This window comes from Micromonospora sp. NPDC049645 (genome assembly GCF_040675155.1).
GTDB lineage: Bacteria > Actinomycetota > Actinomycetes > Mycobacteriales > Micromonosporaceae > Micromonospora.
The window spans coordinates 162241-174574 of record NZ_JBFAOI010000009.1 but is presented as its reverse complement, the minus strand read 5'-3'; the positions used below and the strand labels follow the sequence as shown (position 1 = coordinate 174574).

Below are 12334 nucleotides of genomic sequence, written 5' to 3'. Positions count from 1 at the left end.
GCCCGAGCACAATGTCGACCATGTCATCGCCGGTGGAGTTCCTGGAGCTGCTCGCCCGTGAGGCCGCGGCGGTCGAGTTCGAGGGACCACTGGTGGCCGCGCGGGCCGCCGGGCTGCCGCCGGACCGGCTGGCCGAGCTGGAGCAGGCCAAGTCGGTGGCGTTGCGGGTCCGCGCGCTGCTGGAGCGTCGGCGTCGCCGCGAGAGCGAGCTGTCCGGCCTGTACGACACGGTCAGCGACCTGGCCGGGCTGCGCGACCTGGACGACGTGCTGCGGGCGATCGTGCACCGGGCCCGGCACCTGCTCGGCGCGGACGTGGCGTACATGACGCTCAACGACGACGAGCGCGGCGACACCTACATGCGGGTGACCGACGGGTCGGTCTCGGCGCGTTTCCAGCGGCTGCGCCTGCCGATGGGCGCGGGCCTGGGTGGTCTGGTGGCCCAGTCCGGAGCCCCGTACGTCACGGCGAACTACGGCGAGGATGCGCGCTTCCACCACACCGGTGAGATCGACGCCGGGGTCGGCGAGGAGGGTCTGGTGGCGATCCTCGGGGTGCCGCTGCGGCTCGGGTCCACCTCGATCGGGGTGCTCTACGCGGCCAACCGGTCGGCCCGGCCGTTCGTCCGGGAGGAGGTGGCGCTGCTGGTGTCGCTGGCCGCGCACGCCGCGGTGGCGATCGACACCGCCCGGTTGCTGACCGAGACCCGGTCGGCGTTGGCCGAGCTGTCGGCGGCGAACACCACCATCCGGGCGCACAGCAGCTCGGTGGAGCGGGCCGCGGCGGCACACGACCGTATGACCGCGCTGGTGCTGCGCGGCGGCGGTGTGGAGGACGTGGCGGCGGCGGTGACCGAGGTGCTGGGCGGCGCGCTGCTGGCGCTGGACGCCGAGGGTCGCCTGCTGGCCCGGGTGGGTGAGATCGAGGAGCCGGACCGGGTGGACATCGTCGAGGCGGTGGCCGCGTCCCGGACCGAGGGGCGCAGCGTCCGCCGCGGTCCGCTCTGGTACGCGGCCGTGGTGGCCGGCGCGGAGAACCTGGGCGCGCTGGTGCTGCGCCCGGACGACGAGTTGGTCGACGCCGACCAGCGCATCCTGGAGCGGGCCGCGTTGGTGACCGCGTTGCTGCTGCTGTTCCGCCGAACGGTCGCGGAGGCGGAGGGGCGGGTTCGCGGCGAGCTGCTCGACGACCTGATCGCCCGCCCGCTGCGCGACACCGACGCGCTGCGCAGCCGGGCCCGCCGGCTCGGGGTGGACCTGGACGCGCCGCACGTGCTGGTGGCGGTGGGCGATGACGCGATCGCCGCGACCGGCTCGGCCCGGCAGCGGGTGCTCTCCTGGGCCACCACGTACGCCTCGGCGCGCGGCGGGTTGGCCGCGGCGCGCGATGGCCGGGTGGTGCTGATGCTGCCGGGGTTGGACGCGGGTGGCAGCGCCCGCGCGGTGGCCCGGGACCTGTCCCGGGTGACCGGCCGTCCGGTGACCGCCGGAGCGAGTGGCCCGTCGAACACGCCGGCGGCGTTGGCCGGAACGTTCCAGGAGGCGGACCGGTGCCTGACGGCGCTGGGCGCGCTGGGCCGGGCCGGGCAGGGCGCGAGCACGGTGGAGCTGGGCTTCGTCGGCCTGTTGCTGGGCACGGTCGGTGACCGGGGTGAGAAGGACGTGACCGAGTTCCTCACCGCCACCGTCGGGCCGGTGCTCGACTACGACGCCCGGCGCGGCACGGCGTTGGTGAAGACGCTGGAGGCGTACTTCGGGGTGGGTGGCAGCCTGGCCCGGGCCGCCGAGCAGCTGCACGTGCACGTCAACACGGTGACCCAGCGGTTGGAGCGGGTCGGGCAGTTGCTCGGCGTCGACTGGCAGCGCCCGGAGCGGGCGCTGGAGGTGCAGCTCGCGCTGCGCCTGCACCGGCTGCGCGCACCGGCCGGCTGACCGACGCCGGTCAGCGGGCCCGGATGCCTTCCAGCACGGCGTCGACGACCCGTTCGGGCAGGGACTGCTCGTCCAGGTCCGGATTCCACTGCAGCACCCGCTGGATCAACATCGGCCCGCTCAGCAACGCCATCGTCACCTCGACGTCGATGTCGGCGCGCAGCACGCCCTCGTCGATGCCGCGGCGCAGCACTTCGCGCATGAGCTGCCGTCGGGGCGCGATGATGTTCTGGTAGAGCTGGAACTGGTCCGCGCTGCGGTTCACCGCGGGTGCCAGGCACGGCATGATCTTGGCCGCTCGGGGGTCGACGTTCTTGCCGATGGCACCGACCAGCAGCACCAGGTCGTCGCGGACGGAGTGGCCCGCCGGCTGCGCCATGATGCCCTTGAGTCGCCGCAGCGCGTCCAGCAGCAACGACTCCTTGCCGGCCCAGCGGCGGTAGATGGTGGCCTTGCCGACCCCGGCGCGGGTGGCGATCGCCTCGATCGAGAGCGCCTCGATGGTGCTGCCCTCGGCGAGCAGGTCGAGGGTGGCCTCGATGATCGCCTCGTCGGCGCGGATGCTCCGCGGTCGCCCGGGCGACCGCGGAGCATCGGCAGTGGACGTCATGTCCGCCATTCTCGTCGAACCTATGCCGTGCCGGCCAGTTCGGGCTCGGCGACCGGAGCCGCCGGGGCGACGCTGGTGTCCTCCTTGCCCGGCATCCAGCGCAGCACCACGATGATCCCGAGCGCGGCGATCACCGCGGAGAGCCCGGCCGCCCAGTGCATGGCGGTGACGAAGGCGTCGTTGGCCGCCGAGATCAGCGCCGGCGCCGCCGGGCCGATCTGGCCCGCCACCGCGTACGCGCCGGAGATCGACTCGTTGGCCGCGTCGTGGGCCTGGGTGGGCAGACCGGTCAACGAGTCACCGATGTCGCTGCGGTAGACGGCGGAGAGCACCGAGCCGAGGACGGCGACGCCGAGCGCACCGGCCACCTGGCGGATGGTGTTGCTGACCGCGGAGCCGACGCCGGCCTTCTCCCGGGGCAGCGCCGACATGATCGACTCGGTGGCCGGAGGCATGATGTTCGCCATCCCGGCGCCCTGGATGAGGAAGACGAGCAGCACGATCCAGATCGGGGTGGAGGCGCCGATGAAGACGAAGGCGCCGAGGGACACCACGGTCAGCGCCAACCCGACGGTGGCGACGGCCTTACCGCCGTAGCGGCGGACCATCGCGGCGCTACGCGGCGCGAAGATCAGCTGAGCGCCGGCGAACGGCAGGAAGAGCAGACCGGTCTGCAAGGGGCTGTAGTCGCGCACGAGTTGCAGGTAGAACGAGCCGAAGAACATCGAGCCCATCGCGGCGAAGAACACCAGGCCGACGATGGCGACCGGCGCGGCGAACCGGGGCACCTTGAACAGCCGGACGTCCAGCGACGGGTGGTCGCTGCGCCGCTCGTGCTGCACGAACCAGGCGAGCACCACGAGGCCGAGCAGGATCGAGCCCCAGGCCGTCGGGCGGTCGAAGCCGTGCTCGCCGCCGTCGATGATGCCGTAGGAGAGGGCGACCAGACCGACCACGGAGAGCAGGACGCCGAGCACGTCGATGCGGCCCGGTCGCGGGTCACGCGACTCGGGGACCAGCAGCGCCACCAGGACCACCCCGGCGGCGACCACCGGCACGTTGATCAGGAAGACCGAGCCCCACCAGAAGTGCTCCAGCAGCGCGCCGCCGAGGATCGGGCCGATCGCGACGGCGAGACCGACCGCGCCGGCCCAGACGCCGATGGCCCGACCGCGCTCGCGCGGGTCGAAGACGTTGGAGATGATCGACAGCGTCACCGGCATGATGGCCGCGCCGCCGACCCCCATCAGGGCGCGGGCCGCGATGAGCTGTGCGGGGCTGTCCGCGTACGCGGATAGCAGCGACGCCAGGCCGAACAGCGCCAGACCGATCATCAGGAAGCGCTTGCGGCCGGCGCGATCGCCGAGCACCCCGAAGGTGAACAGCAGCCCGGCGAAGACGAGGGTGTAGGAGTTGATGGACCACTCCAGCTCGCCCTGGCTGGCCCCGAGGCCGTGCACCGGGTCGGCCAGGGTGCGCAGGGCGACGTTGAGGATCGTGTTGTCGAGGACGACCACGAGGAGGCTGATCACCAGCACCCCCAGGATCGGCCACCGCCTCGGGTGTCCCGTGTTGTTGTGCAGCTCCATGCCTGGTTTTCCCCCCACGTTTCACCCGCGACGAAATACGATACGGGTCAGACTCGTAACGCGAGTCAGCCTACGACGCGTATTAACGATACGGCACCGATCCGTATCGTATGTGGCCCGGATCACGCGCCGGAGCGTCGGGCAGACAGGCCGTGACGGCGTCCGCCAACGTGCCGAGACGGATCGCCGGATCGCCGAGCGGTTCGATCCAGCCCGGCCCCGCGCCGTACACCCGAAGCAGCGGGAAGTCCCGGGCGAAGCGCACCAGGCGGTACGCGCGGCCGGTGACCGGTGTCTGCGACCAGAGCACGACGGTGCGCGGGCGTGCCCGGCGCACCGCGCCGGTCAGCGCGGACCAGGGCAGCGCGGGGCCGAGATCCAGGCAGCCGCGGCCCTGCTCGCGCAGGGCGGCGGCGAGCGCGAGCAGGCCCAGGTTGTGCGTCTCCTTCTCGGCGCCGGCCAGCAGCACCCCGCCGGTGGGCAGCGACCGGCCCGGCTCCCGGCGGTACGCGTCCAACCCGACCCGGACACCCTCGCAGAGGGCGTGCGCGATGACCACCTCGACGGCGGTACGCCCGGACAGCCGGGCCAGCAACGGACGGCAGACCTGCTCCCAGAGCGCCGGCACGCCCCACGCCCCGGCCAGCTCCAGCAGCACCGAGGCGACGCCGTTGGCGTCCAGGTCCTCGGCCGCCAGCGACACCTGCTTGTGCGCGATCTCCACGGCCTCCGCCGGCATCGGATCGGTCAGCACCAGACGTACCCCCGGGTAGACGTTCTCTACCCGGGGGTTCGCTCGAAGGGCGCGTGCCGGATGCGCCGGCGCGGAGATTCAGCGGCGACGGGCCGCCAGCCGGTGGGCCAGCGCGGCGACGCTGCCCCAGATGCCGCGGCGGAACAGCACCACCACGAGGACGAAGATGCCGCCGGTCACCAGGCCGATCGCCTCGAACCCGGAGAACGACAACCAGTCCTCCAGCCGGACCACGAGGGCGGCGCCGAGCACTCCGCCCCAGAGGGTGCCGATCCCGCCGAGGACCACCACGATGACCGCCTTGCCGGAGGTGGTCCAGTGCAGCATGTCCAGCGAGACGAACCGGTGGCCGACCGCGAACAATCCGCCACCGAGGCCGGCGATGAACCCGGAGAGCACGAACGCGGTCAGCTTGTAGCGGTGCACCGGGTAGCCCAGCGCCCGCGCCCGCGCCGGGTTGTCCCGGATGCCCACCAGCACCCGACCGAACGGCGAGTGCACGATCCGCCAGGCGGCGGCGAGCCCGAGCAGCACGATCGGCAGGATCGCGTAGTAGAAGTAGTAGTCGTCGGTGAGGTCGACACCGAGCAGGTCGCGGGGCACCCCCTGGAGGCCGTTCTCGCCCTGGGTCACCGAGCGCCACTCGTTGGCCACGTAGTAGACCAGCTGCGCGAAGGCCAGGGTCACCATCGCGAAGTAGATGCCGGTGCGCTTGACCGCCAGGTAGCCGATCGGCACGGCGAGGACGGCGGCGGCGAGGGCCCCGGCCAGCACGGCGAGGGGGAACGGCAGGCCGGCGTGGATGGCCACCAATCCGGTGACGTACGCGGAGGTGCCCCAGAAGGCGGCGTGCCCGAAGGACATCAGCCCGGTGAAGCCGAGCAGCAGGTCCACCGCCACGGCGAACAGCGCCCAGCAGAGAATGTCCACCGCGACCGCCGGGTAGAGGCCGTTGGGCAGCCACGCCGCGACGGCCAGGCCGACGGCGAGCAGCGCGTACCGCACCCAGCCGGGGGCCCGGGCCACGGCCACCAGGCCGGACGGCGGCGTGGAGCGGGACGTGTCGGCGGGAGTGTCGACGGTGTCGGTCATGCGGGGGCCTCCTCCCGACCGAACAGGCCGGCCGGGCGCCAGAGCAGCACGCCGGCCATCACGACGAAGACGATGGTCTGCGAGACGAGCGGGAAGTTGGACAGGTACGCCTCGCCCCACGCCTGCACCAGGCCGATGCCGAAGCCGGCGGCGACCGAACCGAAGATCGAGCCCAGCCCGCCGATCACCACCACGGCGAAGACCACGATGATCAGGTCGGCGCCCATCAGCGGGTTGACCGCGCGCATCGGCGCCGCCAACACACCGGCGAGGCCGGCCAGCCCGATGCCGAAGCCGAAGACCGGGGTCACCCACCGGCCGACGTCGATGCCGAACGCCCGGGTCAGGTCCGGCCGCTCGGTGGACGCCCGGACCACCATGCCGATCCGGGTCCGGGTCAGCGTCCACCACACGACGACGCAGAGCAGCACCGTGAAGCCGAGGATGAACACCCGGTACGTCGGGAAGTCGAACAGCCCGAAGTCGACAGACCCGCTCAGCAGCGACGGCGTCTGGTACGGGCTGGACTGCACGCCGTAGCGCAGTTTGACCAGGTCCTGGAGGATCAGGGTCAGCCCGAAGGTGAGCAGGAAGTTGTAGAGCGGGTCCAGCCTGGTCAACCGCTGGATCACCGCGCGTTCCAGCGCCATGCCGAGCAGACCCAGCCCCACCGGCATGATCACCAGGGCGGCCCAGAACGGCACTCCGGCCTCGGTGAGCAGCACGTACGCCCCGAACGCGCCGAGCATGTAGAACGCGCCGTGCGCGAAGTTGACCACCCGCAGCATGCCGAAGATGACCGCGAGCCCGAGGGCGAGCAGGGCGTAGAAAGCCCCGCTCACCAACCCGTTGAAGGTGTTCTGCGCGAAGCCGCTCACAGCCAGCCGCTCACAGCTTGCAGTCCGCGGACGGCGCGCGGAACGCCTCCGCGGCGGGGATCGTCTTGAGCACCTTCACGTAGTCCCACGGCTCGTTGACCTCGGACTGCGGCTTCACCTGGGCCAGGTACGCGTCGTGCACCACCCGGTGGTCCTCGGCGCGGATCTTTCCGTTGCGCAGGAAGACGTCCTCGACCGTCTTGCCCTCCAAGCCCTTGACCACGGCGTCCGCGTCGTCGGTGCCGGCCGCCTGCACCGCCTCCAGGTACTGCAACGCGGCGGAGTAGTTGGCCGCGTGCGCGAAGGTCGGCCGGGTGCCGGCCTTCTGCTGGAAGCGGTCGGCGAACTCCCGGTTCTTCGCGTCGAAATTCCAGTACCAGGCGTCGGTGTACGTGGTGCCGGCCAGCGCGGCCGGGGTGAGCGAGTGGATGTCGGTGAGGAACATCAGCCCCACCGCGAGGCCGACGCCCTTGTCCCGCAGCTTGAACTCGTTGTACTGCTTCACCACGTTGACCAGTTCCGCGCCGGCCTGCATGGTGCCCAGCACGTCCGGCTTCGGGTTCAGGTTCGGCGCCTTGAGCAGGAAGGTGGAGAAGTCGCCGCTGGTGTTCGGGAACGGCGCCCCGTCCCTGCCGACGACCGTGCCGCCGGCCGCCGTGATCGCGGTGGAGAAGCTCTTCTCCATGTCCTGACCGAACGCGTAGTTCGGGTACAGGATGTACCAGTTCTTGCCGATCTGCTCGGTGGTGGTCTTCCCGGTGCCGTTGGCCAGCATGTACGTGTCGTACGCGTAGTGGAAGGTGTACCTGTTGCAGCTCTTGCCGGTCAGGTCGGTCGTCGCCGCACCAATGTTGAAGTAGAGCTTCTTCTTCTCCTTGGCCACGTCGGCGACCTTCAGCGCGGCCGACGAGGTGGGCACGTCCAGGATCAGGTCGACGCCCTTGCGGTCGTACATCTCCTGGGCCTTGGAATTGGCCACGTCCGGCTTGTTCTGGTGGTCGGCGGTCTCCACGGTGATGTCCTTGGTCACCGCCTTGTCGCCGTACTTCGCGGTGAAGTCGGCGATCGCCATCTCCACCGCCGTCACCGAGTTCTTTCCGGACAACTCCGAGTACGCCCCGGACTGGTCGTTGAGCACGCCCAACACGATCTTGTCGCCGGTCAGCTTCTGGTCGCCACTCGACTGGGGACCACCGCCACCGCATCCGGCGACCAGCACCACCACGGCCGACGCGGCGGCCACACCCATCGTCCTGCGCATGCCCACTCCATCCATCCCACGCGTCGTCGCGCGGGTCGTCGTCGGAAGAAATTCAGATCCCGAGGTACGCGAGCAGTTCGCGTTCGCGCGACCGCACCTCGGAGTTGTCCATCGCCTCGGCGACACGTCCCTCGGCGAGCAGGTAGTGCCGGTCGGCGACACCGGTGGCGAAGTGCAGGTTCTGTTCGACCAGCAGCACGGTCACCCCGTGCCGCTTGGCCTCGCGCAGCAGGTCGCCGACCTGCTGCACCAACAGCGGCGACAGACCCTCGGTGGGCTCGTCGCAGAGCAGCAGCCGGGCGCCCATCCGCAGCACCCGCGCCAGCGCGAGCATCTGCTGCTCGCCGCCGGAGAGCATGGTGGCCGCGGAGTCCCGCCGGGTGTGCAGGGCCGGGAACGCCTCGTAAACCCGCTCCAGCGACCACGGGTCAGGGCCGACCGTGGGCGGCAGCGTGAGGTTCTCGGTGACGGTCAGGGTGGCGTAGCTGCCCCGGTCGTCGGGCACCCAGCCGAGCCCGAGGCGGGCCCGCTTGTGCGCCGGCAGCCGGGTGATGTCCCGCCCGTCCAACTCCACAGTGCCGCGCTGACCCGCGTGCAGCCCCATCACGCAGCGCAGCAGGGTGGACTTGCCGGCACCGTTGCGGCCGACCAGGGTGACCACCTCACCGGCGGGCACCTCAAGACTGACGTCGCGCAGCACCTGCGCCTCGCCGTAGCTGGCGGACAGGTTCTCAATGCGCAGCATCGGCGGCTCCCAGGTAGGCGGTGATGACGCGCTCGTCGGCGCGGACCCGCTCGTACGGGCCCTCGACGAGGACCTTGCCGGCCTGGAGCACGGTGACGGTGTCGGCGAGACGGCCGACCACGCTCATGTTGTGCTCGACCATCACCACGGTCCGGCCCGCACGGACCCGACCGATCAGCTCGACGGTGCGGTCGACGTCCTCCAGACCCATCCCGGCGGTCGGCTCGTCGAGCAACAGCACCTTCGGGTCCAGTGCCAGGGCGATGGCCAGCTCCAGGGCGCGTTTGCGGCCGTACGCCAGGGCCGCCGAGGGCGCGTCCGCCAGTTCGACCAGCCCCACCATGGCGAGCAGTTCGTCGGCCCGCTCGGTGTAGCGGCCCAGCAGCTTCGCCGAACGCCAGAACCGCCAGCCCAGGCCACTTGACGACTGCAACGCCAACGCGACGTGCTCGCGGGCGGACAGCTGGGGAAAGAGGCTGGTGATCTGGAACGAGCGGGCCACCCCGAGCCGCGCCACCCGCTCCGGTGGCAGCCCGGTGACGTCCCGCCCGGCCAGCTCGATCCGCCCGCCGCTGGGTCGCAGGAAGCCGGTGAGCAGGTTGAACAGGGTGGTCTTGCCCGCGCCGTTGGGGCCGACCAGCGCGTGCACGGTGTCCGGTGCCACGTCGAGGTCGACGTCGTCGACCGCCCGGAAGCCTCGGAAGTCCCGGGTCAGCCCACGGGCCGACAGGAGCGCTTGCCCGGCCATCGCCTCATCCTCCGCACGTTCGCGGCGACGGTCGGTTCGGTGACCGTGGTCACAGGCCCCGTCGCGTGGACGAAACCTACGGCGGGCCGCAGGAGTCGAGCCATGTCGATGGGCTCCATATTCGACCGGCGGATGACGTGCGTGAACTCCACTCCCCCGCTCCACCGGCTTGACCGGACCACCTAAGTTGATGATCCACACAGCCCAGCGGAAGGTCCCCACCCCATGCCCGTCGGCTTCACCATGGCGATCGTCTTCGCCGTCGCCCTGACGGTCAGCGCCGTCGTCGCCCTCGTCGCTCCCGCGCGGTCACTCAAGCGGATGGCGGCCCTCGCGGCGCTCGGTTTCCTCGCCCTCACCCTGGTGGTCGGCGTCGCCTCCAGCGCCCACTCGGTGCCCATCCGCTCGGTCGGCATCGTCACCAGCTTCGGCAAGCCCACCGGCGAGGTGACCGGCTCGGGCCTGAAGTGGGTGGCGCCCTGGCAGAAGGTCGGCGAGTGGGACGCGGGCCGGCAGAAGTACGACCACATCGGCGGCGACAACTGCGTACGGGTGCGCACCGGGACGCTCGCCGACGCCTGCGTCGAGGTGCTCGTCGAGTGGCAGGTCAAACCGGAGAACGCGCCGAAGCAGTTCATGGACTACAAGGGCCCGACGTGGACATCCTCTCGGTGACCATCACCCGGGTGAACCACGACGACAAGACCGAGGGCAACATCAAGGCGTTCCAGGACAAGCTGGCGCAGACCCGCAACCTGGAGCAGGACCGCAAGAACGCCGAGATCTCCAAGCAGATCACCGAGACCAACGCGAAGGTCGACAAGGTGACCCGCTGCCTGGAGATCGCGGAGAAGAACGGCGCCAACCCGGGGCTCTGCATCAACCCGGGCATCGTCACCGGCAAGTGACCGAAGCCGGCCCACCCGGGACGGGGTGGGCCGGCGTCGGGTGGCCGCCGACCGCGAGGGCTAGCGGTACCCGAACAGCGGAGGAAACACGAGGACCACGATCCACGCCCACGCGGCGTACACCGGCAGGTAGCCGGTCTGCCACCGTTCGAGTGCCGCGAACGGGGCGCGCCGCCGGAGGAACGCGAGCAGGAGCCACGCCGACCACGCGAGGTTGACCAGCAGGATCACGTTCTCGCCGAGGGCCGCCGCCCGGTTGGGCGTACTGCCGTAGTCGTCGGTGATGCGTCCGGTGATCTCCAGCAGCACCAGCACGTCGATGGCCAACGCGCTGACCACCAGCGCGAGCTGGAGCCTGTCGAACGGGCCGGGCGGGGCCAGCGGATCGCGGGCCGAGAGCGAGTAGAGCAGCAGCCCCAACACCACGACCAGCAAGAGGTCGAACAGGATCAGCGCCTCACGCTCGACGTCGATGCCGTGACTCGTCCAGACGACGGCGACGAGGAAGGCGAGCAGGGCGGCGGTGAACAGCGGGGTGAACAGCCGGGTGAGCACCGGCGCGATGTTCTCGACCACACTCTGCTTGGCCTCGACGAGCCACCCGGCCACGACGACCGCGGCTGCTGCGCCGCCGGGCAGCAGCCACTGCGAGACGAACTCCTCCGGGACGATTCCGATGGCCGCGAAAGTGTTGAACAGGAACGCGGCGAGCACGCCGCCGCCGAGGGCCATCAACACGAAGTAGATGAACCACTCGCCGGTGAACCGGATGAAGTCCATGCGTCGGCGCGACGAGCGCCAGTCGTCCGCGACGTAGGCCAGACCGACCACCAGCCACAGGGCGATGGGAAGGTGGACGCCGGTGACGACCACGGACTGCGAGTCGTCCGCCAGGGGGTAGGCGTTGGCCGCCACCGCGCCGAGGACGAAGAGCGCCACAAGCACCGCGATCATCGGCCGTCGGGCTCCCCGACGCCAGGCCAGGAAGGCCGCGAGCCAGGGCAGCGCGAACAGGGTGAGGTTTCGCGCGTAGAACGAACCGTCGTCGTCGAAGGTCAGCCCGAACAGCGCCGGCACCTTGACCGACGCCACCGCGCCCGCCGCGCAGCCGAGCATCACCCACAGATCCCGCCGGGAGCGCGTGCCACCGGCCGGCGTGTCCGAGCCCCCGGTCAGCACCAACTGCTTCCAGAGCCGTTCCGAGTGTTCCCGGGCGAACTCGCGGGAGAGTTCGTCGAGGCTCCCCATCCGTTTCACCGCGACCAGGAACGCCTCGTCCGGGCTCAGGCCGGCGGCCACGAGCCCGTCGACCGAGCCGCGAAGGTGGTCTTCCAGCTCGTCGGCGTCCACCGCTTGCAGCTCCCGGCGACGGAGCACGTACCGGCGCCACTGCTCGAACTGCGCTTCCAACTCCTGCGGGCCGTCGTGTGCCGTCATGCCAGGCCCTCCAACGGGTGCGCCGTCAGCGGCGAACGGTCATGCCAGATCTCCTTGAGCGCGCCCACGACGGTGTCCCACTGTCGGCGCTGCTCGGCCAGCTCAGCCAGGCCCCGGTCGGTGATGCGGTAGTACTTGCGCCTCCGCTCGCCGGCGACCGCCTGCCAGCTCGCCTCCACGTAGGCGAGGCGCTCGAGCCGGTGCAGCAACGGGTACAGCAGCCCTTCGGTCCAGTCCAGCTCACCCCCGGACAGCTCGTTGATCCGCCGGAGGATGGCGTAGCCGTAGCTCTCGCCCTCGGCCAGGATGCCGAGCACCATCGGTGTCGCCGAGGCGGCCACCAGATCCTTCGCGACCTTCACCAGACCTCCCACCGCCAAC

At 71.0% G+C, this 12334-nt stretch carries 13 protein-coding genes; 3 read left to right on the top strand and 10 right to left on the bottom strand.

Annotated features, from left to right (window positions below; translation table 11 throughout):
- Positions 1 to 11 precede the first annotated feature (11 nt).
- Positions 12 to 1931, top strand: coding sequence for a helix-turn-helix domain-containing protein (locus AB0J33_RS21240; protein WP_363615732.1), 1920 nt, complete (start codon positions 12 to 14; stop codon positions 1929 to 1931).
- Between the two features lie 10 nt (positions 1932 to 1941).
- Here AB0J33_RS21240 and AB0J33_RS21235 read toward each other — a convergent pair whose 3' ends face one another.
- The 8 genes from AB0J33_RS21235 to AB0J33_RS21200 all read right to left on the bottom strand — a co-directional run bounded on the left by AB0J33_RS21235 (position 1942) and on the right by AB0J33_RS21200 (position 9608).
- Complete coding sequence (locus AB0J33_RS21235; protein WP_363615731.1) at positions 1942 to 2550, bottom strand: TetR/AcrR family transcriptional regulator; 609 nt, start codon at positions 2548 to 2550, stop codon at positions 1942 to 1944.
- A gap of 11 nt (positions 2551 to 2561) precedes the next feature.
- On the bottom strand, positions 2562 to 4130 hold the full coding sequence (locus tag AB0J33_RS21230; protein WP_363615730.1) for an MFS transporter: 1569 nt from the start codon (positions 4128 to 4130) through the stop codon (positions 2562 to 2564).
- An 82-nt stretch (positions 4131 to 4212) separates the two neighbouring features.
- Positions 4213 to 4884, bottom strand: a complete 672-nt coding sequence (locus tag AB0J33_RS21225) for a transcriptional regulator (protein WP_363615729.1) — start codon at positions 4882 to 4884, stop codon at positions 4213 to 4215.
- A 78-nt stretch (positions 4885 to 4962) separates the two neighbouring features.
- The gene (locus AB0J33_RS21220; protein WP_363615728.1) at positions 4963 to 5976 is read right to left on the bottom strand and encodes a branched-chain amino acid ABC transporter permease; all 1014 of its coding nucleotides are present in this window, start codon (positions 5974 to 5976) and stop codon (positions 4963 to 4965) included.
- Entirely contained in the window at positions 5973 to 6854 is an 882-nt protein-coding gene (locus tag AB0J33_RS21215) for a branched-chain amino acid ABC transporter permease (protein ID WP_363615727.1), read from the bottom strand. The genes AB0J33_RS21220 and AB0J33_RS21215 overlap by 4 nt, the downstream gene beginning before the upstream one ends.
- A gap of 10 nt (positions 6855 to 6864) precedes the next feature.
- A complete protein-coding gene (locus AB0J33_RS21210) occupies positions 6865 to 8103 on the bottom strand; it encodes an ABC transporter substrate-binding protein (protein WP_363615840.1) in 1239 nt (412 codons plus the stop codon).
- Between the two features lie 64 nt (positions 8104 to 8167).
- The gene (locus AB0J33_RS21205; RefSeq protein ID WP_363615726.1) at positions 8168 to 8860 is read right to left on the bottom strand and encodes an ABC transporter ATP-binding protein; all 693 of its coding nucleotides are present in this window, start codon (positions 8858 to 8860) and stop codon (positions 8168 to 8170) included.
- Entirely contained in the window at positions 8847 to 9608 is a 762-nt protein-coding gene (locus tag AB0J33_RS21200) for an ABC transporter ATP-binding protein (RefSeq protein ID WP_363615725.1), read from the bottom strand. Before AB0J33_RS21200 ends, AB0J33_RS21205 begins: the two co-directional genes overlap by 14 nt.
- A 225-nt stretch (positions 9609 to 9833) precedes the next feature.
- On the opposite strand from AB0J33_RS21200, the gene AB0J33_RS21195 reads away from it, so the two are divergent.
- Entirely contained in the window at positions 9834 to 10283 is a 450-nt protein-coding gene (locus AB0J33_RS21195; RefSeq protein ID WP_363615724.1) for an SPFH domain-containing protein, read from the top strand.
- A complete protein-coding gene (locus AB0J33_RS21190) occupies positions 10265 to 10516 on the top strand; it encodes a hypothetical protein (RefSeq protein WP_363615723.1) in 252 nt (83 codons plus the stop codon). The genes AB0J33_RS21195 and AB0J33_RS21190 overlap by 19 nt, the downstream gene beginning before the upstream one ends.
- Positions 10517 to 10576: 60 nt before the next feature.
- On the opposite strand, the gene AB0J33_RS21185 is transcribed toward AB0J33_RS21190, so the two are convergent.
- Positions 10577 to 11953, bottom strand: coding sequence for a permease prefix domain 1-containing protein (locus tag AB0J33_RS21185; RefSeq protein WP_363615722.1), 1377 nt, complete (start codon positions 11951 to 11953; stop codon positions 10577 to 10579).
- Positions 11950 to 12315 (bottom strand): PadR family transcriptional regulator, encoded by a 366-nt coding sequence (locus AB0J33_RS21180; RefSeq protein ID WP_363615721.1) that lies wholly within the window; start codon positions 12313 to 12315, stop codon positions 11950 to 11952. Before AB0J33_RS21180 ends, AB0J33_RS21185 begins: the two co-directional genes overlap by 4 nt.
- Positions 12316 to 12334 lie beyond the last annotated feature (19 nt).